Below are 25,402 nucleotides of genomic sequence, written 5' to 3' on the forward strand. Positions count from 1 at the left end.
TGAATCTGGGCCATTGCCAATGGATCTGAGCCATGGTCAGCGATGCGGGACCGGACGCGCGTCCAACACATGACGAGCGGCTGGCCTACTGACACGGCGTCCGTCGCGACATGTCGATGTGACCCCTACGGCTTTGCCGACGAGGTGGTCGGCGGTCCGACCGGGACCGCGGAGCCCGGTACCTCTGCGTGGTCGGGCAACTCGATACCGTTGATCGCGCGTTCGATCAGCAGCCCGTCGCCATTGGGCGACCGGGTTTCGAGGTAGAGGTCGGGGGTGTCGTTCAGGCGGGCGAGGATTGCGCAGGGCCGACCGGCCAATTCCGCCATCCGCTCGCTGTCCGAGGGAGTGCGGGCCGAGTGCGGGACCTCCTCGAACAGGGGCCGGAGGCGGCATCGACTCTCCCTGACCTGCCCGCCCGGCAACTCGGACGGGCAGGTATCAGGTCGGCGTGCTCTTCGCCGGGCGGCCACCGCGCCACCGATACCGACGCGCTGGCTGAACGCGCCGAGGACCGCTTGGTCGCGCGGGGTGAACGACTCCGCGACCTGCTCGACTGCGGCGGGCTGACCAGGTCGGTGGCCGCGGTCATCGGGGTCGCCCTCGCGGTGAGAGTCCGCGGCAGCAGCGCGACAGTGGCTGATGCCGCGACCGCAGGGACGGTGAACGCGATGAATCCTGCGCGAGGCGAGGCGAACACTGCTGCCACGACGGACAGGTAGCTGGGCCCGGCCATCGCGTGGTCGCCGTTGACCTGTGTCCGCCGCTGATATACGTCGCCGAGCCCTTCGAAGTGACGGGCTCGGCGACGGGTCAAGAAGCTGGGGTCGTGGAGGGCGGGCCGCCCGCCGCTGGGATCGACCAGCCGATGAAAAAGACCATGCTCACCACGATGCCGATCGGGCCCAACGAGGTGACCACAGCGAGCGTGCCCGCCCCGATCGCGTTGATCGCGAGCAGGCTGAACAGCCACAGCAGCCCGCAGTGCGGCAGATCCAGATCGACCACGAACACGCTCGCGGCCAGAACCGCGGTCGCTGCCGGTACCGAAGCGACCGCCAAGGTGAGGCATTTGGCCGAGTAGGTGCCTACGCGGGTGATCCGGCGCGGCGGCAACATGCGCCGCTTGGGTCCCATCTCGGTCGGGCCGAAGCCCAGTTTGGCATCGACGAGGCCGTTGACCACAGTGGCGCCGAGGAAACCGACCATCATCAGGAGCAGGGCATAGACGAGCTTGGCGGAGTAGTCCTCGGGAAGGATGATCGCCGCGAACAGCTGGTTGTCCGCGATCGCCGTGGTGGCTGCTTCGACGGAGTCGAATTGCTGCCAACGCACCGCCTCACTCGGCTGCTGTGGCTGGATCACGATGCCAGCCACCACTTGCTCGCCGATGTTCATCGGGCCGTCGGGGACGCCTTTGTCCAGTTTGACCACGCCCGATCGGTGCGTGGTGCAGATCGGCCGTCGGGTTGGCGACGCTACCGGTGAAGATCACGGTGGACGAACAAGGCGGTGGTGAGGACGACGCTGGGAATCAGCCAGTTCTTGGGGTGGCGGAAGTAGCTCAGCACCGACATCGGGGGCGCGTGGCCAGGGGGACTCGAGACACCATTTAAGTCTAACACTATAGCTATAATGTTAGAGTGTTATCGCCAGTGTGAGGTGGCTCGCGCACAAGCGGACCAGGCCAGAAGTGTCCTGTTTTACAGGACCGATCTTTTGTAATGCAGGACACCATGCATAGGGTTGGCCATCGAGTTCGTCCGACAGCGGGAGAAGGTGAGGTGATGGCGCCGGTGAAGTCGCCAGACGAAACCGAGGTGGTGATCTGCGGTGCCGGTCCGGTCGGTCTGACGGCTGCGGCCCTGCTCGCCGCACGGGGCGTCGACGTGGTCGTGGTCGAACAGAATCAATCGACCAGCGACGAGCCCAAGGCGATCAGCATCGACGACGAGTCTCTGCGGGTGTACCAGCGCGCGGGCATCGTCGAGCAGGTGCTGCCGATCGTGGTTCCGGGCACGGGCACTCGCTACTACGACCGCCACGGGATGCCGCTGTTTCAAGCGCGCGGTCCTCGACCGTTCCGTTTGGGGTACCCGTTCAAAAACCCCTTTGCTCAACCCGATCTCGAGCGCGTATTGGTCAAAGCGCTGGCACAGATGCCCAATGTGTCGTTGCGATTCGGTGTCGAAGTGACCGGATTCGACCAGCTGGCCGACTCGGTGCGAGTCCACGCTCGCTCCGACAGCGGCCCGGTGACCCTCGACGCTGCCTACGTCCTCGGCTGTGACGGCGGTCGATCGGTGACCCGGCTCAGCCAGGGCATCGAGATGACCGGGCGTAGTTACCCTGATGTGTGGTTGGTCGCCGACACCCTCGACGATCCGCACACCGAACGCTTCGCGATGCATCACGGAGATCCGGCCCGGCCGCACGTCATCGTGCCCGGGCTAGACGGCCGCTGCCGTTACGAATTCCGGCTCTTCGACGGTGAGGGGACACCCGCCGAGGCGCCGTCATTCGAGCTGATCCGCGCGTTGGTCGCGCCCTATCGTGACTTGACACCGACGCAGATCGAACGCGCGGTGAACTACCGGTTCAACGCGGTCATCGCCGACGAGTGGATGGTCGGGCGTTCCTTCCTGCTCGGCGACGCGGCGCACATGATGCCGCCTTTCGCCGGACAGGGACTCAACTCCGGCATTCGTGACGCGGCAAACCTGACCTGGAAGATCGCTGACGTGCTCGCCGGCAGACTTGCCCCGTCGGTGCTGGCCAGCTACCAGAGCGAACGCGCTGCCCATGTACAGGCAACGGTGCGGATGTCGGAGCGCATGGGGCGTGTCGTGATGACCACATCGGCACGATTCGCAGACCGGCGCGACGCATTGATCGAGCAAGCACTGGGTACCGAGGAAGGCCGCGCCTACCTCGAGGAGATGCGGTACCGACCCTCGCAGCGCTTCACCGAAGGTTTGGTCCTCGGCGCCGATCGACATGCCGGTGTCGGTGTCGCGGTGGGGCAACCCCTGGTCTTCGACACCGCCGACCACAGTGTCGCCCGGCTCGACGACGTGCTCGGCATGGATTGGGCGCTGATCGGCGTCGACGTCGACGAGCAGGATTGGGCAGCGGTCGAGCCGGTAGTCCGTCAGCTCGGAACGACTACGGCGCTGCTTGCGCTGGGGGAGTACCTCCCACGGACCCGACGTCGGGTCCTGATCGATGTCGACGGGGCAGCCGCCCGCGAATTCGAACCTTATTCCCATCAATTCGTGCTTCTCCGACCAGACCGGGTGGTCGCGGCCGCCTGGCATCCCGCCCGGACCACCGACACGGTGACCGCCATCTCGACCTGGACAGAAAGGGCTTTGAGCCATGGATAAACCACAACGGATCGTCTTACAGGAACGCGAGGCAGCAGGCACTCTGACCCGTACCACCGTGTCCCACATCGGATTCCGCGTGCCCGATGTCGCGACGTCGGCAGCGTTCTACGGCCGGGTGCTCGGATTGCAGGTGCACGAGCAGCTGCCTGAGGGTGGACTTCGCTTGGGCTGGGGCGCCGGACATCACGTCATCGATCTCATCGAAGGCGAGAAGGGGCTGCACCACTACGGTTTCGAGGTCCGCGACCTCGACGGCGTCGAGGGCATCGCCAAGCGGCTGGCCGCCGCCGGGCACACCGTCTCTCCACTGGACCCGACCTATCTCGACGCGGGACTGGGCGAGGCCACCGGCGTCGTGATCACCGACCCCCACGGCACACCCGTCCACTTCCACACCGCGGTGGCACGCGAGGGCGAGAATGCCGCCGACACCGGTCGCCGACCGATCAAATACCAGCACATCACCCTGGCCACCGACGATGTGGTGCCGATGGTGGAATTCTTTGTCGACACCGTCGGATTCCGCATCTCCGATCAGCTCGAGGACGGCCGATTCGCATGGCTGCGCAGTGACCGCGACCACCACACCCTGGCTGTGGTCAACGTCGGTGCAGGCGGCGACATCGACCACTACTCCTTCGACCTGGCCGAATGGGAGGACTTCAAGGCGTGGTGTGACCGGCTGACAGACGAGAACGTCGATGTCAGCTGGGGTCCCGGTCGCCACGGCCCGGGCAACAATCTGTTCATCTTCTTCGACGACCCGGCGGGCAACCACATCGAACTGTCCGCCGAGATGGAGAAGTTCCACGACGACCGCGTGACCTATGTGCCGCGCCGGTGGAAGCCGATCCCCAATTCCGTGAACCTGTGGGGCGGCCAGCTCGCCTCCTGGCGCAAGACCAGCGAAGGACACTGATATGGCGTACGTAACCTACGAATATCGCGGCGAACGCCGCGTCGGCGAAGTGCAGGGTTCGGCCCTGGTCCCGTTGGACGGCCTCACCGAGATCGGCTCCGAGACCACCTCGGAAGCGCTGGCCGACGCCGAACGTGATACGCGTGGCCGAGTCGAGATCGATGCGGTCCGGCTGCTGCCGGTGGTGCCCAACCCGTCGAAGGTGTTCTGCGTCGGGCTGAACTATCGCGAGCACGTCACCGAGACCAAACGTGAACTGCCGACCTATCCGGTGCTGTTCCCCAAATTCGCCGACAGTCTCATCGGTGCCTACGACGACATCGTGCTGCCGCCGGAGTCGACCCAGGTGGACTACGAGGGTGAACTGGCGGTCATCATCGGCAGGCCCGGCCGTCGCATCGCCGAAGCCGACGCAGCCGAGCATGTTCTCGGGTACAGCACGGCCAACGACATCACCATGCGTGACTTCCAGTACAAGACCCACCAGTGGATGCAGGGGAAGGCTTGGCAGGCGAGCACGCCGCTGGGCCCCTCGTTGGTGACGCCGGCCGAGGTCGACCTGTCGACGGCGGGTATCCGCACCGTGCTCAACGGTGAAAAGGTCCAGGAGTCGGATCTGTCGATGCTGATCTTCTCCATCCCCCGGCTCATCGCCGAGATCTCGACCTTCACCACCCTCGCCTCCGGCGACGTGATCTTGACCGGCACCCCCGGGGGCGTCGGCTATCGCCGCGACCCGCAGTTGTTCCTGCGCGACGGTGACCAGGTCAGTGTCGAGATCGACGGCGTCGGATCGGTCCGGAACCTGGTTCGCAGCGAGGCGGTTCCGGCATGAGCACTCGGCCCGCCGAACCCCGGATCGACCGATCGCTGCGACTGCAACTGCAAGGTGATTGGGGTAATGCCAATCTGCACCGGGTCTGTGGCTGGATCTCTCAGGAACTGACCGACCGGGCAGGCCCACATACTCGGGTCGGCATCTGGAACGGCCGCGGATTTTCCGACAACGTGCGTGCGGTAGGGCGCGGTGAAGTCGACATCGCACTGACCACACCTGCCGCGTTCACCGCTGTCGCGCTCGACGGCCGCGGCACCTACCGTGACGAGCACTATCCCGATTTGCGCGCGCTCGGCGTTGTGCCCCAACGTGATCGACTGGTCTTTGCCGTGCACGGCGATCTCGGGGTCACCTCGTTCGCCGAGCTGCGCGAGCTGAAACCGGCGCTGCGAGTGGCGACCTCTGTCAACGACGGGGTCAACGCCGTGGGCCTGGCGGCACACGAACTGCTGGTCCGGTCGGGCGTCGATGTCGAAGGCTGGGGCGGGCAGTTCCTCGGCGACGAACGGCCCTTCGAATCACTCGATCATGTCCTTGCCGGCCGCGCCAACGCGATCGTGCACGAAGCCGTCATGTTGCCGCACTGGCAGCAGTTCGGCGCCGACTACCGCTTCCTCGAAGTCGAACCCGAGGTACTCGCCTCATTCGACCGGGACTTCGGGTGGCCCTCCGCCACGGTCGCCGACGAATTCTTCCCCGGCCGCAGCGCGTTCCAGACCTTGGACTTCTCCGATTTCCTGGTCGTGACCCGCGCGGATATGGCCGAGGACCTCGCCTATGCCGTCGCGTGGATTCTGGGTGAGACCCGCCACCTCATCGAGGCGCAGTACCGGCACCTACCGCCCGAGCGCAGCCCTATCACCTACCCGCTCGACCCACCGACCATGGGCATCACCCCGATTCCGCTGCACCCCGGCGCGGCGGTCTACTACCAGGCACTGCCTGTCGCCGAAGTCGTTTCCTGACGAGACAAAGAGGTCTTTTCATGAGTGTTGTCATCGAAGACATCGTGACCATGACGTCCGGAGTTCCCCTGCGCAGCATCGACCGCGACGAACGGAACTTGCTCTCCCCACCGCACGTGGGCAAGATGCCTTTAAAGCTGTGGCGCGATCATCCGCCGCTGACGGTCGTCCACTTCCCCCAGCAATACCAGGCACAGCCGTTCGCCCCACCGCGCGGGGTCTACGAGAACGACCAGATCCGCATCGAGTGGCAGACGATGGACAATCGCCAGCCCTTTTATCACCGCAATTGCGATGTCGACGAGATCTCCTACCAGATCGACGGCGAACGTACCCTGATGACCGAGCTCGGCACCATCGAACACCGACCCGGCGAGTTCTCCCGCATCCCCCGCGGTGTCGCCCACGACAACTACGGACGCACCGAAAGCCATCTGCTGTTCTACATTCCGGCACCGGTCACCGAAACAGGCAGTGCCGTGCGCACATCGACGGCAGCGCTGCCACCGTTTCCCGGATGGCAGCCAGGACCGCTCAACGAGGCCGTCACCCAGTGCATGGGATCACTGGGCCACGACATCACCGTTTTTCCCATCGACGAGCACGCGCTGCTCGACCGCGTCAACGACGAACACAACCGGATGTCGGTATTCGCTGTCGGCCCGGGGTCGAATCCACTCTTCGCGACCGACCAATTCAAATTAGGCACAGAAACGTTCACGTCCGAGCAAGGCAACGTGCGGCGCTACAAACGTACCCTCGACGCCGACGAGATCCAGTACCAGATCAGCGGTGTACGCACACTGGTGACCCAACGCGGGATCATCGAACTCGGTCCGGGCGACTTCGTCCGAATCCCGCTCGGCATCGCCCACACCAGCGTCGGTCATGAAGACGGCGCCTACCTCAGCGTGCTCTCCCATCGCGAACTACCCCAAGTTGCCGAGACCTCGCGCACCGCACAGCCCTGCACACCCGAATACCTCGACGCCCTCGCCGGGGAAAGTAGCTCGCGATGACCATGCTCGCCGCACGTGCCACCCAAGGCGCGCACACCCTGACCCTCGAACAGATCCCGATTCCCCAGCCGGGACCACTCGACGTCGTAGTCAAGGTCGTCTCGGCCGGGCTGGCGCCTGGCATGATCGCCCTGCTGAAAATGGGCGCGTTCAAACACCTTCCGACGACTCTGGGCCACGAAGCGGCCGGCACAGTAGCCGCGGTGGGCGAGCATGTCACCGAAATCACGGTCGGCGATCGAGTACGGGTGCACCCCAACCTCAACTGCCGCAGCTGCGACTACTGCCGCACCGACCGCGACATGATGTGCCCGCAACAGGCGATGATCGGGCACGCGGGCTTCGGCGCGGTGCCGATGCCGCTCTATGAGCGCTACCACGACGGTGGCCTCGCCGAATACGTCCGAGTACCTCACTGGCTGATCGACCAGCTCCCGAGCAATGTGAGCTTCGACGTGGCCGCCAAGGTGCACGATCTGGCAAATGTCGTGCGGATTTTGAAGTGCGCGCAGTTGCCGCTGGGTTCGACGGTTGTCACCACCGCCGCCACCGGGACGATGGGCACCGCGACGATCAAACTGGCCGAGCATTTCGGCATCGCCCGGTTGCTGCTGGTCGGCCGCTCCGCCGAACGGCTCGCCGCGGTCACGCCGCTGGCGGGCAACGTCGAGGTCGACTCCATCGCCCTGGATGAGTTGCCGACCGATTGGGAGAGTACCGGCGGTCTCACCCGCCGACTGCGCGAGCTGGCCCCGGCCGGTGTGCACGCCGTCGCCGACTACATCCCGGCAGGCGCGGCCACCAGCCAGGCGATGGCTGCCCTGCGCACCGGCGGCACCATCGCCCACATGGGTGGCAACACCACGCCGTTGTCGCTGCCGCCCCTGGCATTGATGGTGAACTGCTGGCGCTTCGTCGGCACCCGCGCCTGCACGCGGTCCGACGCCGAACAGGTCCTCGCCCTCCTCGGATCCGGCGCACTGAACGTGGACGAACTGATCACCCAGCGCTTCCCCCTATCCGATGCCGACACAGCGGTCGAAGCGATGGTGAACCGCAAAGAGCCGATGTGGATGACCGTGGTCAACCCCTGAAAACCAAGTCTCCTACGGAAGGCGAAAAGCTATGAATATCACCCACTTCGGGCATGCCTGCGTTCTCGTGGAGATCCCGCGCGCGGCCGCCTCGACGCGAATCCTGTTCGATCCGGGTACTTATTCGCAGGATTTCGAGGACTTGGCCGACCTCGACCTGATCCTGATCACCCACGCTCACCCCGACCACCTCGACGTACCCCGGCTCGCGGCGCTGCTGGCGGCCAACCCTGCCGCCCAGTTGATCGTCGGCGAGGACACACTCGCGGTACTGGACAACCCGGACTATCCCGAACACATGCGTCGGCCCGCGCACGTGGCGCAGCCCGGCCAGAAGCTATCGGTGCTCGGCCATGACATCGTGGTCACCGGTGGTGAGCACGCCTGCGTCCATTCGGCGTTGCCCACATCGGAGAACGTCGGCTATCTGATCGACGACGCCGTCTTCCACCCGGGTGACGCTTTCGACGAGATCCCTGTCGCGGTCGATGTGCTGTTGCTGCCGATCGGCGGGCCGTGGATGAAGATCGGCGAGGGTATCGACTATCTGCGGTCGATCGCTCCGCGCGTCGTAGTGCCGATTCACCAGGCCGGTTTGGCGACCGCACATCAGAACATGCATTGCCAGCTGCTGAAAAATCTCGCGCCCGAGACCACCGAAGTACGGGTTCTCGACCACGCGACCTCGCATCCGATCTCGCCCTAGCGGTGCCCTGACTTGCGGTCGGCTCGCCAACATCGACGCCGGCCGCGAGCCGAAGCCAGGCCCCTCTCGAGTTAGCGACCGTGTTGCGGTCCCCGCCCGGCGGCAGCGGCTGCGTGACGAAAGCTCGGGCCTGGCTCGGCCGTCGGCGAGTTGTTGACCCTCCTCGCTTGGCCGCCGACCTTCCATGACCGCGGCCGGTCATGGAAGGTCATCCGGCCATGCCTTCTCATCAGGAGGGGTTCGTGCCTCGTAGCCTGGCTTGCCCATGCTCTCGAACGGGTCGGACCCCGGCGAGGGCAGATGCAACCGGTAGGCCTCGTTGTTCAGTGTCATTCCGGGCCCGCCGTGACGCAGAACGTCGAGCGTCGTTTCGTCGAAGCCGTCATTACCCATCGCGTTCATGAGCAGCTTCCGGATCGCCTCGATGTTCTCCGGGGACGCCGGCGGGGTCGGCTCGGCGCATTCGGCCTGCTGTTTGGCTTCGATGTGCTCACCGAGGCGCAGTTGCCAACCGATTTGATGAACACGACCGATGATGTCCCGCAGGCCTTGCTCGTCCACCTCGTCGGAGGGCGACACGATCACGCCTTCCTCGACATCGACGTAGAAACCTTTCTGCTTCACCACGTTCTGGTTCTTCGACCATTCTTCGATAGTTCCGAGGATCGCAAGGTTGGCATCAGGGTCGGGAGGTGCGACATCGAACCAGTAGTCCTCCTGGACCAGGAGCCTGTGCACGCGGCGCAACTTCTCCTCGCGCCGTCCCCACAACTGTCGAAGAGGCTGGTTCACGAAGGGTGTGCCCTCCGGTTCGTAGGCCATTTCGACGCGCCGCTGGTGTATCGCGATCGCCTTACCGGACTCCTCCAGGGCGAGAATGGCCAGCGATCGGGCCAAACCAGCGTTGCCCAGCTCGAGCACGGCGATGGCCGAGTTCAGTAGGTTGTCGGCGTTCCGCAGCAGGGCATCCTGCACCTGCACCACCTGCGTGGGAGTGAGGTCCGATAGACGGGGCGTGGGCATCGGACCAGTGTGAGGCCACGCACCGACCACGTCATCCGGTTTCCGTACCGCTGGCCGACCACCGTGATCCCGCCTCGGACGGGGTGTCACAACCGGTCGCCGACCGGCATTCACCAGATGTTCGCTTGGCCACTGATTCCATATCTGTCAATATCGATGCATGTCTAAGTCTCAGTTGCCGTTGACGCCGGTCCAGGCGTGCACTGCCGCGCCGTTGGTGCGAGAGCCACTGACCGCGCAGGCCGCCGCCGATCTGGCGGGCGTGTTCAAGGCGCTGTCGGATCCGGTGCGGCTGCGGCTGCTGAGCGTGGTCGCTTCCCGCGCCAACCAGGAAGCCTGCGTGTGTGACCTGTCCGAAGGCATCGATGTTTCTCAGCCGACAATCTCCCATCACTTGAAAGTGCTGCGTGAGGCCGGGCTGTTGACCAGCGAGCGCCGGGCCTCATGGGTGTACTACCGCGTGGTTCCCGAAGCGTTGCAGCGCCTTTCGCATGTGCTGCTGGTCAACAGCGGCGGCGCGTTGGCGGTGGGCGCGTGAGCGTGCGGACCGAACCCGAGACTGCTGTCGTCGGCAAGCTGTCGACCCTGGATCGGTTCCTGCCGGTGTGGATCGGTGTCGCCATGGCCGCTGGCCTGCTGCTCGGCCGGGTCGTTCCCGGTCTCGGGGATGCGGTGAGCGCGGTGGAGATCGACGGCATCTCGCTGCCGATCGCGATCGGCTTGTTGATCATGATGTATCCGGTGCTGGCGAAGGTCCGCTACGACCGCCTCGACTCCGTCACCGGCGACCGCGGCCTGCTGCTCGGCTCCCTCGTCCTGAACTGGGTGCTGGGCCCGGCGTTGATGTTCGCGCTGGCGTGGTTGCTGCTGCCGGATCTGCCGGAGTACCGCACCGGGTTGATCATCGTCGGGTTGGCGCGCTGCATCGCGATGGTCATCATCTGGAACGATCTGGCCTGCGGAGACCGTGAGGCCGCCGCCGTGCTGGTGGCACTGAATTCGGTGTTCCAGGTGCTCATGTTCGCGGTGTTGGGCTGGTTCTATCTGTCGGTGCTGCCCGGCTGGCTCGGTCTGGAGCAGACCACGATCGATACCTCGCCGTGGCAGATCGCGAAGTCGGTGCTGATCTTCCTCGGTATCCCGCTGCTGGCGGGCTATTTAACCCGCCGCCTCGGCGAACGCGCCAAGGGCCGCGACTGGTATGAATCCACGCTGCTGCCGCGGATCGGGCCGTGGGCGCTGTACGGGCTGCTGTTCACCATCGTGATCCTGTTCGCGCTGCAGGGTAAGCAGATCACCTCTCAGCCGCTGGATGTGGTGCGGATCGCGGTCCCGTTGCTGGTCTACTTCGCGATCATGTGGGGCGGCGGCTACCTCCTGGGCGCGGCCCTCGGCCTCGGCTACGCCCGCACCACCACCCTCGCTTTCACCGCCGCGGGCAACAACTTCGAACTCGCCATCGCCGTCGCCATCGCCACCTACGGCGCCACCTCCGGCCAAGCACTCGCCGGAGTCGTCGGCCCCCTCATCGAAGTCCCCGTCCTCGTGGGCCTGGTGTACGTCTCACTGGCGCTGCGCACACGCTTCCGCACCACCAGCCCCGCCACGCCGACACCGGCCGACCAAGCGACGGAAAAGGCGCTGGAGCGGTGAGCACGAGACCTGCGGTGCTGTTCGTGTGCGTCAAGAACGGCGGTGAGTCCCAGATGGCCGCCGGACTGATGCGCCACGCCGCCGAAGGACGCATCGAGGTGTACTCCGCGGGCACCGCCCCCGGCAACAGCCTCAACGCGTTATCGGTGCAGTCGCTGCTGGAGGTCGGCGTCGACATCCGCGAGGAAACCCCGAAACCGATCGACCCGCGACTGCTGCGCGCGGTCGACCTCGTCGTCACCTTGGGCCGCGAAGCGCACGTCGATCCCGTCGACGGGGTACCGATCGTGAACTGGGACACCGACGAACCCTCCGAACGCGGCATCGACGGCCTCGAACGCATGCGCCTGATCCGTGACGACATCGACACCCGTGTGCAGCACCTGCTCACCGAGCTCCAGCCCTCCGTCTGACCCTGTCAAACCACTCAGCATCGGAACACCGCTATGAGCGACAGCCCCCTCGCCCACGCCACCTACGTTCGTGACGACCTGACCATCGACCAGCAACTCGCCCTCAAAACCGCCGCCTCCCGCCTGCAGCGAGAATTCGACGGCACCTTCGGCGTCGAGACCATCGAACGGTTCCTGCACTCCTCCTACGACCAATTCGCCGGCCGCGCCACCGTCATGAACTTCCTACCGCTACTGGCCGAACGCTTCGCCCGCCAACGCCTCAACGCCCTCGCCAAGGTCGAAGGCAAAGCCCACACCGGCAAACCCACCGTGCTGTTCCTGTGCACCCACAACGCCGGACGCTCGCAGATGGCGCTGGGATTCTTCACCCACCTCGCCGCAGACAACGCCGTCGCCTGGTCCGGCGGCAGCGAACCCGGCGAGCAGATCAACCCCGCCGCTGTCGAAGCCATGGCCGAGGTCGGCATCGACATCACCACCGAATTCCCGAAGCCATGGACCGAGGAAATCTTGCAGGCAGCCGACGTGATCATCACCATGGGCTGCGGGGATGCCTGCCCCCTCTACCCGGGCCGCCGGTATGAGGAATGGGACCTCGACGACCCCGCCGGACTCGACGTCGCCGCCATCCGCCCCATCCGCGAGGAAATCGAAACCCGCGTCCGCCACCTGCTTGCCGAACTCGACATCTCCACCAGCTGAAAGGCCAACTCGCTCATGGCATCCAAGCCCAGCGTCTTGTTCGTCTGCGTCCACAACGCCGGACGCTCCCAGATGGCCGCCGGATTCCTCACCCACCTCGCCGGAGACGCCATCGAAGTCCGCTCCGCAGGCAGCGCGCCCGCCGAGTCCATCAACGCCGCCGCGGTCGAAGCCATGCGCGAGGTCGGCATCGACATCTCCGACCAGTCACCCAAAATCCTCACCTTCGACGCCGTCGAAGCCTCCGACGTCGTCATCACCATGGGCTGCGGCGACACCTGCCCAGTCTTCCCCGGAGTCAGCTACCGCGACTGGGTACTCGAGGACCCCGCAGGCAAAGGCGTCGAGTCGGTGCGCCCGATACGCGACGAGATCAAGGTCCGTGTCGAGGAACTCGTCGCCGAACTGCTGCCTGCGCGCGCTTGAACTGAGGACATCGACACGATCAGTGCATCTGGCGTCTACGAGAGCGCGCCCGAGGCAACGGCGGCGGAGCCGTCGTTCCGGTAACCTGGGTGCGGGAGAATCGGCGGACAGGTCGTCAGGAGACTGTCATGTCCGTTCCTGGTTCATCGCTTCCCTCGCGCGTGCTGCCGAGCTGGTGTTATTTCTTTCCGACCAAGCGAGTTCCGAGTACGACCATGGGGTCACGGGCGGCGGTTTACCGAATCGCAAGCCTTCCTAGGTTCAAGAGGTCAACGCAACACCCTTCATGACGTGGGGGTTCATGTTGGGACGTCCCGCGATATCGGTCGAGGTTCAGCGTTCGTTCTGGGCATGGATCCGTGAGGGCGAGATCATCGACACCGCGGCCGCGTCGGTTGGTGTGTCGAAGACGGTCGGCTGGCGGTGGTTCCGCGAGGCTGGCGGAGTGATGCCGCCACAATGGTGTGAGCAATCGACTCGCCCGGCCCGACTGTCGTTCGCCGAGCGGCCGGCGAGAGCGTGCGAGCGATCGCCAGGTCCATCGGAAGGTCTGCCTCGACCGTCAGCCGCGAGCTCGCCCGTGGCACTCGACGACCGAAGACCGGTTACCGGGCGACTGTTGCTCAGGCACTCGCCGACAAGCGCGCCCGCCGTCCCAAGGTCGCGTTGCTTCGCCGCGATTCTCTGCTGGGTGCCTATGTCGAGCGGCAGTTGCTGTTGAAGCACAGCCCCGAGCAGATCAGCCGTCGACTGCTGATCGATTTCCCCGACGATCCACGTATGCGGGTGTCCCACGAGACGATCTATCAGTCGCTCTACGTTCGGAAACGTGAGGCGCTCCAACGTGAACTGGCACAGTGCTTGCGAACCGGACGTGCGCTGCGCAGGCCGCACCGGAAGCCCGACGAGCGTCGAAGTCGGCATGCAGGCGCGGTCTCGATCAGTCAACGGCCCGCCGAAGTCGAGGACCGGACAGTGCCGGGGCACTGGGAGGGCGATCTCATTACCGGGGCCGGGAACGGCTCCGCCATCGGCACGCTCGTCGAGCGCGCGACCGGATTCGTCGTGTTGTTGCATTTACCGAACACCCACAAGGCCCTCGACGTCCAGGAAGCGATAACGACGACGATGTCGACGCTGCCGCGGACTTTGCGTCGGACGTTGACCTGGGACCAAGGCCAACAGATGGGCCAATCACATCCAGATCGCCGCCGCGACCGGTCTCGACATCTACTTCTGCGACCCGCACTCACCGTGGCAGCGCGGCTTGAACGAGAACACGAACGGTCTGCTCCGGCAGTATTTTCCGAAGTTCACCGACCTGTCCGGCTACCACCCGGACTACCTCGAGTTTGTCGCCGCCGAACTCAACAACCGGCCCCGCAAACGTCTCGGCTGGCGCAGCCCTGCCGAAACACTCGAGCAGCTACTCTCAGAACCAGACAGCAATCCACCCGGTGTTGCGTTGGCCAGTTGAATCCACCCCGCTCTGAAGTGCCTGTATCTGGTGACCCGATCCCTGGACCCCACCGGATGCGGCAACGCACGATGGGCGATGAGGTGGAAGCCCGCACTCAACGCGTTCGCTATCACCTTCGAAGGCCGGATCACCCCGACCGGAAACTAACCCACACCGGGGTCAGATCCGCCGTTTACCCGATACTCCCCTGATGGGGTAATCGTCGGCTGGCTGTCGTGGTCGATGGTGCGGAGTTCGGCCTTGTGGACCTTTCCGGAGGGGGTGGTGGGAAGTTCTCTTCGGAGGATGATCTGCTCGGGGGCACCTTGTAGTCGGCGATCTTGCCGGCGTAGTAGCGCTTCAGATCGTCTGCGATGGTGTCGGTGTTCGGGGTGAGTACGACGTAGTGGCGGCCGATCTCGCCGAGGACGGGTCGGGTATCCCGATGCCTGCGGCCATGGCGACACCGGCGTGGGAGACGAGGATGTTCTCGACTTCGATCGGGTAGATGTTGGATCCGCCCTGGACGAACATCTCGGTGGCCCGGCCACGCAGGAAGATCGAGCCTCGGTGTCGACCCGGGTCATGTCGTTGGTGTGCAGCCAGCCGTCGCTGTTGAGGACACTAGCCGTGTCGGCGGGCTTGTCGTGGTAGCCGGCCATGGTCGACCGCCGCGAAGCAGGGAACTCGGTTGTCGATCGGTCATGGGAGCGTGTCGCCGGGCGGCACGTCGATCGCGGACCGGTAGACCATCGGCCGCGCGACGACGTCCAGGTCGGGGTCGTCGATCATCCGCCGGATCGATTGCTGCCACTGCGGGTCGGTGCGCACCGCGTCCAGCGCGGTGCCGGTTTCCCATTCTGCCACGTTGACGAAGGTCAGTTCCGCCTTGTCGCTGACGGCTTGGAGCATGCGGGCCTGGATGAACCCCGGCGCTGACGCCATGCACCGCGCATTGTCCTTCCAGCGGTCGAGGAATCGGTCTTTCTGCGACATCGGCACTGAGAAGGCGTTGATCAGAGTCACGGGCTGGTCGGTGCCGGCTGCGGCATGTCCGGTAGGCAAGGTCATATTGTCATCTTAGAAGACAGTCTTCTTAAATTGCTATACTTCGTGCGTGTTGAATCAACCATTGGACGATCGCGGCGCCTTCCTGCTGTCCCAGATCGGCCATCATGTCTCGCGCAGATTCACCGAGCGGCTCGCCCCGCTCGGGGTCGAGCCGGCCCATTTCGGGATCCTGACGCACCTTGCGGGCGGTGACGGGCGCAGTCAGCAGGAACTCGCCGACCTGCTGAAAGTGCACCGCAACGCGATGGTCGGCCTCATCGACGAGCTCGAAGGGAGGGGCCTGATACAGCGGCGCCCGCACCCGGCCGATCGTCGTGCCCATGCGGTCCACCTAACCGAGCAGGCGCACGTGCTGCTGGCGGCGGCGACGGCCGAGGCCGAGGCCCTCGAGGGGGAAATCCTCGCACCCCTCGACGGCGCCGAGCGTGCGCAGTTGATCCAGCTCCTTCGTCGTACCTCCGCGCAGGCAGGGTTACCGCGGGGGGCGCATCCCGGTCTGCAGCGTCGGCGACGTGCCGCTCGCAGCGCTCCTGCACCTAGCTCCAGATAGAGATATGTGATAGATATTATATGAACTAGATACATTATCCGGCTGTGGCCGAGCGTCGGACGTGGAGAACACCGTCCCGCGACCGGCTCCCCGCTGTGTCGACCACGCGCGCGGATTCCTGCTGTCGGATCAACCGAGGAGATTGTCATGGCACACACCGACCGAGTCGCCGTCATCACCGGCAGCGGGCGCAGCATCGGCCGCGCGATCGCGCTGCGCCTGGCCGCCGACGGGGTGAAGGTGGTGATCAATTACCGCACCAATGCCGCGGCCGCCGAAGACGTGGCCGCCACGGTCGAGGCGGCCGGTGGGCAGGCGCTCGTCGTGCCCGCGGACGTCACCGACCCCGGCCAGCTCGAGTCGCTGTTCGACACCGCCGAACGGTGGCGCGGCGGGCTGGATGTCTTCGTGCACAACGCGTATGGGTATGCGGCGGGGCCGATCGCGACGGCGGCCGACGAGGACTACGCGCGGACGTTCGCCGCCAACTCACAGGCGGCGTTCTCCGGTTTCCGGCATGCTGCCCGCCGGATACGCGACGGCGGCCGTATCGTGTACATCTCCTCCTCGGCCACCCGCGCCAGCGATCCGTTCATGCCTCTGTATGCGGCGAGCAAGGCGGCAGGCGAACAGCTGGTCCGCGCGTTCGCCCGCGAGGTCGGACCGCGTCAGATCACCGTCAACAGTGTTCTGCCGGGACCGACCAATACCGATGCCACGCAAGGCATTCGGGACGTGCTGGCAGAACGCGTCGCCCGTACGCCCCTAGGCCGGCTGGGCGAGCCGGACGATATCGCCGAGGTTGTCGGGTTCCTGGCCTCTCCTGCTGCACGCTGGGTCACCGGCCAGAGCATCGCCGCGGACGGCGGGCTCACCGCCTGAGTCCGCGGCGCCCGGGGAGAGGTTCTCGCGGCCCGTTCGGCGTCCGGGGAGACCTGGGCGCTGTCGGCGGAAGGGGGAAATGCTCGCCTCATCGGCGGACCGCCAATTTCTCCCGGCCACTTCGAGCACCAGATGGCTCGACGTCAGTTGTCCAGTGCCAGTTCTTCGGCGGATTGCTGCCCTGCGTTGCCGGTGCGCCGCAGGAAATCGGCGATCACTTCGAGTTCGGCGTCGGAATAGCTGCGGCACAGCTCGTCCATGCGCTTGTTCATGCCGGAGAAGATGTCGAACAGGACGGAATTGCGTTCGCGGACGGCCCGTAACGTGACCGCGCGGCGATCGTCGGCGTCCGGGTCACGCTCCCGCACAACCCAGCCCCCTTTTTGCAGGCGGTCCAGGATGCCGGTCAAGGTGGCCGGGTGCAGGCCGGCGCGGCGCGACAGCTCCGTGGGGGACATCGGCCCGTGCCGGTTGATCAGGTCGAGGCAGGTCATGTCCACGTCGCGTAACTCTGCCCGCCCGCTGAATCGCCGGTTGAGCAACGCCATCTGGATGTTCAAGTCCCGCAAGGCATCCTTGACCTCCACGGTCAGCTTCCGGTGACCCCGCGACCTCGCCCGGTCCATCGCCATCCTCGCCCTTTCTCCAGCGCCCGAAATACGATATGAGTCTCGTATTATACGAACGGCTGGCATCGGCCGGTCGATGCCGTACCGGTGCGCGACGGTTTCGGCGGTGCGCCGGGCCGCCCGGTCGGATCGGGCGGACCGTGGCTTTCCATCGTCGTCTGACGGCCTCGGGTGTCACCATTCGCTCGCACTGCACGCCACCTGTTTCGGGAGGTGGCGTGCAGTGCTGCCGCAGTGCGACGGCTTATCGACTTGACATGCACTTCTGGTAGTCGGCCTGTGCCCACTTGTAGCACTGTGCTCGTTGGTCGTTGCTCTTGTGGTTGAGGTCGCACAGCGCGATGGCCTTCTGATACATGTCGGCACAATTGCCGCCGACGGCGTGGTAATCAGCGTGGCGGTCGGGCGAGGTGATCGTCGCGGCGGCCGAACCGGCGCCGAGGCCGGACAGGGCGGCCGACGCCGCTGCCGCTGCGATCACCAGAGAGAACTTTCGCATGTCAAACTCCATTCAATGGTCACGCCCGCCGGTCCTGACACGGCCCGCGAGCCGGATTCGGGCACATGAGTGGCCCGTTCGGATGTGTTTCGAGTCCCGCGCGTTTCTCTCAGCGGCGAGACCGTGGTTCCGTCACCACCTCCCTCGGTCGGGTCCCGAGTTCGCCGTCGGCTTCGTCGCGGCGGGTCGGCAACCCGGTGCCGCTGGTCGCGCGGATGAACTCGTCGATCAGCCTCGCGAGTTCGGGGCCCCGGTCCTCTTGTAGGAAGTGACCGGCACCGGTGATCGTGGTGTGCGGCTGCCCGGCTGCACCGGGAATGTGGTTGCGCAACAGCACATCTCCGTTTCCGACGCCATAATCGCGGTCGCTGAACGCGCACAGCACCGGCAACTGCAATGTCGCGAGTGCGGCCCACGCGTCGCGGTTGGCCGGGGCGGCGTCGTCGAGACGCGAGATCGGTACCAGCAGCGGAAGCTGTCGCGGTCCGGCGAGATACGACTCGTCGGGGAACGGGGCGTTGTAGGCCGCGCGCACCTGCGGATCGAGGTCGGTGACCGTGCCACGATCGACCACCTGCCCGATATCGAACGGGTGGGCTCGCTGGCTGAGCTGCAGCCAGACCGCGTACGAATGGCCGAGGTCCTGGTCGCCGGTGGGGAAGAAGGTATTCGTCGCAACCACCCGCCGGAACCGGTCGGGCTGCTCGGCCACCAACCGAAATCCCAGCAGGCCGCCCCAGTCCTGGCACACGAGGGTGATATCCCGTAGCTCCAGGCGGGCCATCGCCTCGCTCAACCAGTCTACCTGCGCCTGATAGGTGTGCGCGAAACGGTCGGCGGGTTTGTCCGACCTGCCGAAGCCGATCAGGTCCGGCGCGACACAGCGATGCCCGGCCCGCACCAGGGGCGGAACCACATGCCGGTACAGGAAGCTCCACGACGGCTCGCCGTGCAACAGCAGCACCGTCTCACCGGAGTCCTCCGCCGCATCGCCCGGTCGTTCGTCGACATAGTGCAGCCGCAGCCGGGTACCGGCCCCGTCGCCCGCGGCGACCTCCGTGTAGCGCGGCGGGAACGGGTAACCGGGCAGATCGTCGAATCGCGCCTCCGGCGTGCGCAGCACGGTCATCGCACGGTCGGTGCCGATGCCCATCGTGTCTCCTCTCGATCGGGCGGGGGAGCGGCCGGGCCGAGACCCGGCCAACTATGGTTCCAATAATGTATTGATATCATATAATCGTGCTGTCGTAGTAGTGGTCTTCGGGAGTCGGGCACCACTCACTTCCGAAGAAAGTGGCGAAAGGATCAGTCGCACATGGCAATTCGGTATCTCGTTTCGGACAGCGAGCAGGGAGGGGCAGTTCGTGTCGCCCTCGTCTGAATCCCTCCGGCCCAGCCTGCGCAGCCGCGGCACCCTGCTCGCCTCGGCACGATTCGCGAGTCTGGTGTTCGCGGGGATGTTCGCCGGATTCCTGATCACCGTGCTCGTATTGGAGCTATCGATGGGCGATACCGACGGTGCGGTGTACACGCAGGTCCGCCACGTCGAGCTGATCGCCATGGACGTACTCGCGACCGTCACCCTCGTGCCCGCCATCATCGCCACCGCCACCGTGACGGTGCTGTACCACCGGACCAGCACCGCAGGTCGCCGGCTGGTCGCGGTCGCGTTGCTGCTCCTCGCGCTGATCGTGATCGTGACCGCCCTCGTCAACCTGCCCATCAACGCCGATCAGCGCGACTGGCTGATCACCGCGCCCCCGCAGAACTGGGCGGACATCCGCGATCGCTGGCAGCTCGCCCACACCGCCCGCACCGCCGCCGCCGTAATCGCGTTCGGCTGCGTCGTCTTCGCCGAGACCGTCGGCACCCGAACTCAGCGGCCGTTCATCACCGAATCCTGAATCGCCCCGGCGGGTCGGGAGACTTCATCTGTTGAGGAAGGATGAAGTCCGTGAGTTCGAAGAAGTACCCGCCGGAGCTGCGTGAGAGGGCTGTCCGCATGGTCGCGGAGGTTCGTGAGCAGTACGAGTCGGAATGGGCCGCGATCGGCGCGGTCGCTGACCTGCTCGGGGTGGGGACCGCGGAAACGGTCCGCAAATGGGTTCGCCAGGACCAGGTCGACGCCGGCGCCAGGGCGGGGGTGACCAGCGAGGAGTCCGCGGAGTTGAAGCGATTGCGACGGGAGAACGCAGAGCTCAAGCGGGCCAACGCGATTCTGAAGGCGGCGTCGGCTTTCTTCGCCGCCGAGATCGACCGGCCGCAGCGCTGATTACGAGGTTCATCACCGAACACCAAGGCCGCCGCGAGGGCGGCGGGCTTCGGTGGAGCGTCGAGTCGATCTGCGCCGGGCTCTGCGAGCTCGGCGTGAAAGCCGCTCCCTCAACATATTACGAACATCGCAAGCGAGTACCCACGAGACGTCAGGTCCGCGATGAGAAACTGAAACCGCAGATCGTGCGGGTTCATCGTGAGAACTTCGGTGTCTACGGCGCCCGCAAGGTATGGCTGCAGCTGAACCGGGAAGGCCATCGGGTCGCCCGCTGCACGATTGAACGCCTGATGCGGGAGCTTCACCTGCGCGGAGTGCGGCGCGGCCGGGTCAAGCGCACCACGATCGCCGATCCGGCGGCTGAACGGCCTGCGGATCTGGTGCACCGCCGGTTCGCGCCGACAGCGCCGAACCATGTCTGGGTTGCCGATATCACCTACGTGTCGACCTGGTCCGGCTGGGTCTACGTGGCGTTCGTGATCGACGCCTACGCCCGGCGGATCATCGGCTGGCGCACCGGCACCACGATGACCACCAGCCTGGTCCTCGACGCGATCGAGCACGCGATCTGGACCCGCGAAAGAGCGGGACGGGATGTGAAAAATGTTGTGCACCGTACTGATAGAGGTTCTCAGTATACTTCGATTGCCTTCACCGAACGTCTCGCCGAGGCCGGGATCCAGCCCAGCGTGGGGGCGGTGGGATCGAGCTTCGACAATGCTCTCGCCGAAACGATCAACGGCCTCTACAAGCAATGCCACGTAGTTAAGCGGTGGGGTCGGTTGTCGAGTCGCCGTCTGGCTGTGGTGGTTGCGGTGCCAGCCATTGGTGGTTGAGGCGGTAGCGTCCACGACCGATCCAGTCGAGGAACCCTTGGTCGGTCCATCGGCCTATTTGGCTGCAAAGGCTGCGGTAGCGAACGTGTTTCAGCTCTTGGGCGATTTCGCTGGGGGTCCAGTCGCGGTCGGGGTCGGTCCGCAGGAGCTGCAACACTTGCTGGCGGTGGCCCGGGTCGGCAGCGCTTGCGGGGTGTTCGGACGCTTCGGTCTGTTGTGGGTCGGTGAGCGCGCAGAGTTCCAGCCGGATGACGGCTTGGCTCTTGGTAGGGCGGTTGCCGGTGAGCGCGGTCCCGTAGCGGGACATGGGGCATTTGACCTTGCGAGCGCTGATGCGCGGACGGCGGGCGGGCAGGAGGTTCTCCAAAACCGCTCGGGCGATCGCGTTTTCGGGTGAGTCGTTGCTGGTGATGTTGGTTGCGGTGATGATCTGGTTGATGGCGGCGGTCATGGCCACGGTGAAGCTTGCCCGGTCGGGGTCGGTTCCCGGAGCGGTCTCCACGGCGTCACACATGGCGCGGCGCAACGTCTGATAAATCGTCAGCGCGGCCCACATCTCCTGCTCGAGGCCGACAGGATCGGTCGAACGCAGAACGCGTCCGCGAAACATGGTGTGGCGCAGTGCGAAGAATGCCGATTCGATCTCCCAACGCTCATGGTAGAGACGGGCGATCTGGATCGATGGATCGGTGCGGTGGTCGAGCAAGGTGGTGATGATCCGGTAGCGGTCACCCACGCGGGATCCGTCGGCGCAGGTGGCGGTGATCTGGATATCGATGATGCGGAAGCGGTAACCATTGATCCTGGTCAGAACCGATCCATCGGGCAGCGTGGCCCACACGGCCGGACGACGGCGAGAGCTGAGCCGGACCACGAGCTGGGCACCGGAGGCCGCGACGCGGGTGAGAATGTCATCACCACCGAAGTTGCGGTCGGCCAGCAACAGCATCGTGTCGTTCAACAGCGGCACCAAACTGGCGGCGTAGTCGGTCTCACTACGCTTGATCGAGCCGAAGACCGCGCCTAGCAGACCGCGGGTCCCGGTCTCACACAAGGTCAGGATCCGCAGATGCGGGTATCCCTCGGTGCCGCCGCGGTATCGAGTGAACTTGCCCAGCCGCATCCGGATCCGGTCCTGGTCTGGAGCCTGCAGCGAACCGCAGCCGTCGAAAGCCACGGTGCGCCAATGCCGATAGCACACACCCGGGGTGGCGGGCTGCGCCAGCGGGCCTGCCACGACCTCGAACAGCGCCCTCAACGGTGCCGCTCCCAGCCGCCGGCGAAGATCCCGCAGTCCCTTCTCCGAGGGCCTGCGAGGGAGTAGCGATCCCAGCCCGGCGATCAGCTTCTCCCAGACTCGCTCATAGCCCAGCGTCGGGAAAACAGCCAGAGCCAGAACGAAATACACCCCGACGCGCGAGGGCAGCAAGCGGGTGCGCCGCTGCACCGTCCGGGTCCGGGTGAGAACGTCATCGATCAACTCGAACGGCAGGTACTGCGTGAGCTCCCCGAGGTGACCGGGCGCGAAGATTCCTCCGGCCACGGTAATGGTGCGGGTGAGCGTCGTAGTGACAGACTGGGAGGGCAACGGGACCTCTCGGATGCAGGAAGACCTTGGACGGCTTCTCTGCAATAGCAGAGGTCCCGTTGCCTTACTTCCCCGACACCCACCTTAGGAAACACCCGAGTTGACCTGCCTACCAACGGCTTAACTACGCGGCATTGCCTCTACAAGACCGAACTGATCAAGCCGCGCGGCCCGTGGCGCAGTGTCGATCACGTCGAGTTCGCCACTGCGGAATGGGTGGACTGGTTCAACCACCGGCGGCTCTACCGGTACTGCGGCGACATCCCACCCGCCGATATGGAGGCCGCCTACTACGCTCAAAACCCTGCCCAGCCATCCGCTGGGCTGTCACACCAATAGGTCTCCGGACTCGCCGGGGCGATTCAACTGGTACAACAACGCCCGCCTGCATTCCCGCTTGGACTACCTGACCCCGGCCGAGTACGAAGCCACCTACTACGCTCAACAACCACCACGCCGACCGGCGCGGGTCTGAAACCGAAGCCGGTCCCCAACTCGTGACGGTTCATTCCCTTGAAAGTCCACGTGTTGTGCGGAAGGGACACGCGAGACCGGCGTGTGGATGAACCTGCGTCGCGATACAATTGCGTCGCTAACATGTTGTGAGCTAACACAATTGATGTCCCGCGGCACACGAAGTGAGTGAGAGCTGCCTAGACTTCTTAGTGGGCAAGGTCGCCTTCGGCCGTTTGTGAGATGAGGTCTGTGGACCTGGGCTCTGATATCGCACAGCTCGTTTATCGAACCCAGAAAGACCCGTGAAATCGTGTCAGAAACTGATCATCCGCAAGGGCCGAGAACTACAGGACCGCACCGGGGTGTCCCGCAGCTCCTCTCTCTCGACCCCTTCATGCGCTGTCCCACCGATATCGCCTCCTACACACCGGGCTCGCTGATCCGGAGCAGGCGAGTCGAACTGTCACTGTTCGGATCGGTCCGGCAGCAGGTCCAAGCCTGGCAATTGGCCTACCGCAGCAATGACCTGTTCGGCCGGCCGGAGATCGCGATAACAACCGTCGCGCTCCCCGCTGGGGCTGTCCCGGACCAGGACCGCCCGCTGTTGTTGTTCCAGTCCGCGATCGACTCGGTGACCGAGCGTTGCGCGCCGTCCTACGTGTTGCGCCACCATACGCGGGCGCCGGGTTCGATCACCCGGCTCGAATGGCCCCTGATCGCGAATGCGCTCCGTCGTGGTTGGGCGGTCAGTATCGCCGATCACGGTGGCATGAAGGGAAGTTTCGGCGCGCCGCGGGAACCGGGCTATCGCAGCTTGGATGGGGCAAGGGCAACGCTGTCGTTCACGCCGCTCGGTCTGCATCCGCGAACGGCGATCGCGTTGTGGGGGTACTCGGGTGGTGGCATGGCCAGCGCGTGGGCCGCCGAGATGGCTCCGAGTTACGCGCCCGAGTTGAACCTGGTCGGTGCGGTGCTTGGCGCACCGGTAGGCGATCCCGGTGAGGTGTTCCTTCGTCTGCACGGAAGCCGATTCTCCGGTTTTCCGCTGATGGTCGTGGCGGCACTGCGTCGGCTCTATCCGGACCTCGACGCTGCCCTCGATGCTGATATCTTGCCCGAGGGGCAGGCGTTGCTGGCAGCCGTCGAGAAGCTACCGCCGATCGTCGCGCTGCTGCGGATGTCGGGGCAGAGTTTTGACGACCATCTACGACGCCCGCTCGACGAGATTCTCGCCGAGCCGAAGGTTCGTGCGGTGCTCGATGATCTGCGGTTGGGGTTGTCTGCCCCGGCGTGCCCGTTGCTGGTGATGCAGCCGGTCAATGATCAGGTGATCCATTGCGGCAGTGTGGACGAGCAGGTCGAACGATACCGGGGCGCGGGCACACACGTCACTTACGTACGCGACCGCTTGAGTGACCACTTCACGTTGCTTCCGCTGTCGACCCCATTGAGTCTGGGCTGGTTGTCCGACCGCATCGCTGCCGAGCCCTTGGCGCCACCGAGCACGCGAACCGTGCTGTCATCGAGCATTTCGGCGCCGAGTCGGCGCGGACTGATCGGGGTTGTCGGTACCGCGCTGGCGGTCGCAACCGGGCGGCCGCTGATCGGTTCGCCGATCGCTTCACTCGGACGTCACCCGGTGGAGAAGGCGGCCTAGTGTTCCGCGCCTGGGAAGGTCGATGCTGTAACCGCCATCGGGGTGGCGGGTTGATCGCGGCCGGGTAAGCGGTGATGCTGCCGGTGGAGGTGGTGCTGGTGGCCCGGAAGCCGGATGTGTTCGTCAGAGCGGTGACCCCGCAGGAAGGCCGCAAGCTGGCCCAGATCGCCCGGCGCAGCAAGCAGCCGATCCGGATGCGGCGGGCGGTGGTGGTGATGGCCTCGGTGCAGCATCAATCAGTTCGGGTTGATCGCGAAGCTGATGCAGGTGTCGGAATCGTATGTGCGGCAGGTGATCCATGATTTCAACGCGCATGGTTTCGAGGCATTGGACCCAAAATGGACACCGTTGGC

At 65.3% G+C, this 25,402-nt stretch carries 28 protein-coding genes and 4 pseudogenes; 24 read left to right on the forward strand and 8 right to left on the reverse strand.

Going from position 1 to position 25,402, the window contains the following annotated elements:
- Window positions 1-125: 125 nt before the first annotated feature.
- The gene (locus IU450_RS35460; RefSeq protein WP_195154076.1) at window positions 126-329 is read right to left on the reverse strand and encodes a hypothetical protein; all 204 of its coding nucleotides are present in this window, start codon (window positions 327-329) and stop codon (window positions 126-128) included.
- Window positions 330-359: 30 nt separating this feature from the next.
- Here IU450_RS35460 and IU450_RS35465 point away from each other — a divergent pair, with 30 nt between their 5' ends.
- The gene (locus tag IU450_RS35465; protein WP_195154077.1) at window positions 360-722 is read left to right on the forward strand and encodes a hypothetical protein; all 363 of its coding nucleotides are present in this window, start codon (window positions 360-362) and stop codon (window positions 720-722) included.
- A 91-nt stretch (window positions 723-813) separates the two neighbouring features.
- Here IU450_RS35465 and IU450_RS35470 read toward each other — a convergent pair whose 3' ends face one another.
- Window positions 814-1,434 carry a hypothetical protein gene (locus IU450_RS35470; RefSeq protein WP_195154078.1) on the reverse strand — a complete coding sequence of 207 codons (621 nt, stop codon included), beginning with the start codon at window positions 1,432-1,434 and terminating at the stop codon, window positions 814-816.
- Window positions 1,435-1,787: 353 nt separating this feature from the next.
- Between IU450_RS35470 and IU450_RS35475 the strand changes: the two genes are divergently transcribed.
- Genes IU450_RS35475 through IU450_RS35505 form a run of 7 tightly spaced genes read left to right on the forward strand, consistent with a single transcriptional unit; the run spans window position 1,788 to window position 8,930 of the window.
- Window positions 1,788-3,386 carry a bifunctional 3-(3-hydroxy-phenyl)propionate/3-hydroxycinnamic acid hydroxylase gene (locus IU450_RS35475; RefSeq protein WP_195154079.1) on the forward strand — a complete coding sequence of 533 codons (1,599 nt, stop codon included), beginning with the start codon at window positions 1,788-1,790 and terminating at the stop codon, window positions 3,384-3,386.
- Window positions 3,379-4,308: a VOC family protein gene (locus tag IU450_RS35480; RefSeq protein WP_195154080.1), complete on the forward strand. Its 930-nt coding sequence runs from the start codon at window positions 3,379-3,381 to the stop codon at window positions 4,306-4,308. Before IU450_RS35475 ends, IU450_RS35480 begins: the two co-directional genes overlap by 8 nt.
- 1 nt (window position 4,309) lies before the next feature.
- On the forward strand, window positions 4,310-5,143 hold the full coding sequence (locus IU450_RS35485) for a fumarylacetoacetate hydrolase family protein (protein ID WP_195154081.1): 834 nt from the start codon (window positions 4,310-4,312) through the stop codon (window positions 5,141-5,143).
- Window positions 5,140-6,111, forward strand: coding sequence for a TAXI family TRAP transporter solute-binding subunit (locus tag IU450_RS35490; RefSeq protein ID WP_195154082.1), 972 nt, complete (start codon window positions 5,140-5,142; stop codon window positions 6,109-6,111). The genes IU450_RS35485 and IU450_RS35490 overlap by 4 nt, the downstream gene beginning before the upstream one ends.
- A gap of 20 nt (window positions 6,112-6,131) precedes the next feature.
- Window positions 6,132-7,130: a hypothetical protein gene (locus tag IU450_RS35495; RefSeq protein ID WP_195154083.1), complete on the forward strand. Its 999-nt coding sequence runs from the start codon at window positions 6,132-6,134 to the stop codon at window positions 7,128-7,130.
- Complete coding sequence (locus IU450_RS35500) at window positions 7,127-8,224, forward strand: alcohol dehydrogenase catalytic domain-containing protein (protein ID WP_195154084.1); 1,098 nt, start codon at window positions 7,127-7,129, stop codon at window positions 8,222-8,224. Before IU450_RS35495 ends, IU450_RS35500 begins: the two co-directional genes overlap by 4 nt.
- 31 nt (window positions 8,225-8,255) lie before the next feature.
- Window positions 8,256-8,930: an MBL fold metallo-hydrolase gene (locus IU450_RS35505; RefSeq protein WP_195154085.1), complete on the forward strand. Its 675-nt coding sequence runs from the start codon at window positions 8,256-8,258 to the stop codon at window positions 8,928-8,930.
- 198 nt (window positions 8,931-9,128) lie between these two features.
- Here the strand turns inward: IU450_RS35505 and IU450_RS35510 are convergent, their stop codons facing one another.
- Complete coding sequence (locus IU450_RS35510) at window positions 9,129-9,953, reverse strand: AbiV family abortive infection protein (RefSeq protein WP_195154086.1); 825 nt, start codon at window positions 9,951-9,953, stop codon at window positions 9,129-9,131.
- Between the two features lie 160 nt (window positions 9,954-10,113).
- On the opposite strand from IU450_RS35510, the gene IU450_RS35515 reads away from it, so the two are divergent.
- The 7 genes and pseudogenes from IU450_RS35515 to IU450_RS35545 all read left to right on the forward strand — a co-directional run.
- Window positions 10,114-10,491, forward strand: a complete 378-nt coding sequence (locus IU450_RS35515; RefSeq protein WP_195104329.1) for an ArsR/SmtB family transcription factor — start codon at window positions 10,114-10,116, stop codon at window positions 10,489-10,491.
- Complete coding sequence (gene arsB / locus IU450_RS35520) at window positions 10,488-11,606, forward strand: ACR3 family arsenite efflux transporter (protein ID WP_195154087.1); 1,119 nt, start codon at window positions 10,488-10,490, stop codon at window positions 11,604-11,606. The genes IU450_RS35515 and arsB overlap by 4 nt, the downstream gene beginning before the upstream one ends.
- A gap of 53 nt (window positions 11,607-11,659) precedes the next feature.
- Window positions 11,660-12,019, forward strand: coding sequence for a low molecular weight phosphatase family protein (locus IU450_RS35525; protein WP_228835592.1), 360 nt, complete (start codon window positions 11,660-11,662; stop codon window positions 12,017-12,019).
- Between the two features lie 33 nt (window positions 12,020-12,052).
- Window positions 12,053-12,724: an arsenate reductase ArsC gene (locus IU450_RS35530; RefSeq protein WP_195154088.1), complete on the forward strand. Its 672-nt coding sequence runs from the start codon at window positions 12,053-12,055 to the stop codon at window positions 12,722-12,724.
- Between the two features lie 15 nt (window positions 12,725-12,739).
- On the forward strand, window positions 12,740-13,150 hold the full coding sequence (locus tag IU450_RS35535; protein WP_195154089.1) for an arsenate reductase ArsC: 411 nt from the start codon (window positions 12,740-12,742) through the stop codon (window positions 13,148-13,150).
- A 286-nt stretch (window positions 13,151-13,436) separates the two neighbouring features.
- A pseudogene (locus tag IU450_RS35540) lies at window positions 13,437-14,627 on the forward strand (IS30 family transposase).
- A gap of 9 nt (window positions 14,628-14,636) precedes the next feature.
- Window positions 14,637-14,777: pseudogene (locus tag IU450_RS35545) on the forward strand (IS256 family transposase); the annotation flags it as partial.
- 534 nt (window positions 14,778-15,311) lie between these two features.
- Here IU450_RS35545 and IU450_RS35550 read toward each other — a convergent pair.
- A complete protein-coding gene (locus IU450_RS35550) occupies window positions 15,312-15,680 on the reverse strand; it encodes an antibiotic biosynthesis monooxygenase family protein (RefSeq protein WP_195154090.1) in 369 nt (122 codons plus the stop codon).
- 46 nt (window positions 15,681-15,726) lie between these two features.
- On the opposite strand from IU450_RS35550, the gene IU450_RS35555 reads away from it, so the two are divergent.
- Window positions 15,727-16,230 (forward strand): MarR family winged helix-turn-helix transcriptional regulator, encoded by a 504-nt coding sequence (locus tag IU450_RS35555; protein WP_083889934.1) that lies wholly within the window; start codon window positions 15,727-15,729, stop codon window positions 16,228-16,230.
- A gap of 147 nt (window positions 16,231-16,377) precedes the next feature.
- Complete coding sequence (locus IU450_RS35560) at window positions 16,378-17,112, forward strand: SDR family oxidoreductase (RefSeq protein WP_195154091.1); 735 nt, start codon at window positions 16,378-16,380, stop codon at window positions 17,110-17,112.
- 143 nt (window positions 17,113-17,255) lie between these two features.
- Here IU450_RS35560 and IU450_RS35565 read toward each other — a convergent pair whose 3' ends face one another.
- The 3 genes from IU450_RS35565 to IU450_RS35575 all read right to left on the reverse strand — a co-directional run bounded on the left by IU450_RS35565 (window position 17,256) and on the right by IU450_RS35575 (window position 19,369).
- Window positions 17,256-17,738 (reverse strand): MarR family transcriptional regulator, encoded by a 483-nt coding sequence (locus IU450_RS35565; RefSeq protein ID WP_228835582.1) that lies wholly within the window; start codon window positions 17,736-17,738, stop codon window positions 17,256-17,258.
- 247 nt (window positions 17,739-17,985) lie between these two features.
- Window positions 17,986-18,240 carry a hypothetical protein gene (locus IU450_RS35570; RefSeq protein WP_195154093.1) on the reverse strand — a complete coding sequence of 85 codons (255 nt, stop codon included), beginning with the start codon at window positions 18,238-18,240 and terminating at the stop codon, window positions 17,986-17,988.
- A 109-nt stretch (window positions 18,241-18,349) separates the two neighbouring features.
- Window positions 18,350-19,369 carry a haloalkane dehalogenase gene (locus IU450_RS35575; RefSeq protein ID WP_195154107.1) on the reverse strand — a complete coding sequence of 340 codons (1,020 nt, stop codon included), beginning with the start codon at window positions 19,367-19,369 and terminating at the stop codon, window positions 18,350-18,352.
- Between the two features lie 235 nt (window positions 19,370-19,604).
- Between IU450_RS35575 and IU450_RS41100 the strand changes: the two genes are divergently transcribed.
- The gene (locus IU450_RS41100; RefSeq protein WP_324197944.1) at window positions 19,605-20,144 is read left to right on the forward strand and encodes an anthrone oxygenase family protein; all 540 of its coding nucleotides are present in this window, start codon (window positions 19,605-19,607) and stop codon (window positions 20,142-20,144) included.
- A 41-nt stretch (window positions 20,145-20,185) separates the two neighbouring features.
- Window positions 20,186-21,264 (forward strand): annotated as a pseudogene (locus IU450_RS41500) (IS3 family transposase); the annotation flags it as partial.
- A gap of 13 nt (window positions 21,265-21,277) precedes the next feature.
- On the opposite strand, the gene IU450_RS35590 reads toward IU450_RS41500, so the two are convergent.
- A complete protein-coding gene (locus IU450_RS35590) occupies window positions 21,278-22,936 on the reverse strand; it encodes an IS4 family transposase (protein WP_195154094.1) in 1,659 nt (552 codons plus the stop codon).
- Window positions 22,937-23,068: 132 nt separating this feature from the next.
- Here IU450_RS35590 and IU450_RS35595 point away from each other — a divergent pair.
- From IU450_RS35595 to IU450_RS41510, 5 genes and pseudogenes are all read left to right on the forward strand, one after another.
- Window positions 23,069-23,275, forward strand: a pseudogene (locus tag IU450_RS35595) (IS3 family transposase); the annotation flags it as partial.
- Complete coding sequence (locus IU450_RS41505) at window positions 23,256-23,411, forward strand: IS3 family transposase (protein WP_416382936.1); 156 nt, start codon at window positions 23,256-23,258, stop codon at window positions 23,409-23,411. The pseudogene IU450_RS35595 and the gene IU450_RS41505, both read left to right, overlap by 20 nt.
- Window positions 23,412-23,786: 375 nt before the next feature.
- Window positions 23,787-25,049, forward strand: coding sequence for a lipase family protein (locus IU450_RS35600; RefSeq protein WP_195154095.1), 1,263 nt, complete (start codon window positions 23,787-23,789; stop codon window positions 25,047-25,049).
- 74 nt (window positions 25,050-25,123) lie between these two features.
- Window positions 25,124-25,351 (forward strand): hypothetical protein, encoded by a 228-nt coding sequence (locus IU450_RS35605; RefSeq protein WP_228835583.1) that lies wholly within the window; start codon window positions 25,124-25,126, stop codon window positions 25,349-25,351.
- Window positions 25,311-25,402, forward strand: a 92-nt coding sequence (locus tag IU450_RS41510; protein ID WP_228835725.1) for a helix-turn-helix domain-containing protein, incomplete at its 3' end; no start/stop codon positions are given. The genes IU450_RS35605 and IU450_RS41510, both read left to right, overlap by 41 nt.

The sequence above is a fragment of the Nocardia abscessus genome (assembly GCF_015477775.1).
In the GTDB taxonomy this organism is placed as follows: Bacteria; Actinomycetota; Actinomycetes; order Mycobacteriales; family Mycobacteriaceae; genus Nocardia; species Nocardia abscessus_A.

Bases quoted from the DNA above. Each gene is read 5' to 3' on its own strand.
- IU450_RS35460 (WP_195154076.1), bottom strand. From the start codon at position 329: ATGGCGGAATTGGCCGGTCGGCCCTGCGCAATCCTCGCCCGCCTGAAC.
- IU450_RS35475 (WP_195154079.1), top strand. From the start codon at position 1,788: ATGGCGCCGGTGAAGTCGCCAGACGAAACCGAGGTGGTGATCTGCGGT.
- IU450_RS35480 (WP_195154080.1), top strand. From the start codon at position 3,379: ATGGATAAACCACAACGGATCGTCTTACAGGAACGCGAGGCAGCAGGC.
- IU450_RS35485 (WP_195154081.1), top strand. From the start codon at position 4,310: ATGGCGTACGTAACCTACGAATATCGCGGCGAACGCCGCGTCGGCGAA.
- IU450_RS35490 (WP_195154082.1), top strand. From the start codon at position 5,140: ATGAGCACTCGGCCCGCCGAACCCCGGATCGACCGATCGCTGCGACTG.
- IU450_RS35495 (WP_195154083.1), top strand. From the start codon at position 6,132: ATGAGTGTTGTCATCGAAGACATCGTGACCATGACGTCCGGAGTTCCC.
- IU450_RS35500 (WP_195154084.1), top strand. From the start codon at position 7,127: ATGACCATGCTCGCCGCACGTGCCACCCAAGGCGCGCACACCCTGACC.
- IU450_RS35505 (WP_195154085.1), top strand. From the start codon at position 8,256: ATGAATATCACCCACTTCGGGCATGCCTGCGTTCTCGTGGAGATCCCG.
- IU450_RS35510 (WP_195154086.1), bottom strand. From the start codon at position 9,953: ATGCCCACGCCCCGTCTATCGGACCTCACTCCCACGCAGGTGGTGCAG.
- IU450_RS35515 (WP_195104329.1), top strand. From the start codon at position 10,114: ATGTCTAAGTCTCAGTTGCCGTTGACGCCGGTCCAGGCGTGCACTGCC.
- IU450_RS35525 (WP_228835592.1), top strand. From the start codon at position 11,660: ATGGCCGCCGGACTGATGCGCCACGCCGCCGAAGGACGCATCGAGGTG.
- IU450_RS35530 (WP_195154088.1), top strand. From the start codon at position 12,053: ATGAGCGACAGCCCCCTCGCCCACGCCACCTACGTTCGTGACGACCTG.
- IU450_RS35535 (WP_195154089.1), top strand. From the start codon at position 12,740: ATGGCATCCAAGCCCAGCGTCTTGTTCGTCTGCGTCCACAACGCCGGA.
- IU450_RS35550 (WP_195154090.1), bottom strand. From the start codon at position 15,680: ATGACCTTGCCTACCGGACATGCCGCAGCCGGCACCGACCAGCCCGTG.
- IU450_RS35560 (WP_195154091.1), top strand. From the start codon at position 16,378: ATGGCACACACCGACCGAGTCGCCGTCATCACCGGCAGCGGGCGCAGC.
- IU450_RS35565 (WP_228835582.1), bottom strand. From the start codon at position 17,738: ATGGACCGGGCGAGGTCGCGGGGTCACCGGAAGCTGACCGTGGAGGTC.
- IU450_RS35570 (WP_195154093.1), bottom strand. From the start codon at position 18,240: ATGCGAAAGTTCTCTCTGGTGATCGCAGCGGCAGCGGCGTCGGCCGCC.
- IU450_RS35575 (WP_195154107.1), bottom strand. From the start codon at position 19,369: ATGACCGTGCTGCGCACGCCGGAGGCGCGATTCGACGATCTGCCCGGT.
- IU450_RS35600 (WP_195154095.1), top strand. From the start codon at position 23,787: ATGCGCTGTCCCACCGATATCGCCTCCTACACACCGGGCTCGCTGATC.
- IU450_RS35605 (WP_228835583.1), top strand. From the start codon at position 25,124: ATGCTGCCGGTGGAGGTGGTGCTGGTGGCCCGGAAGCCGGATGTGTTC.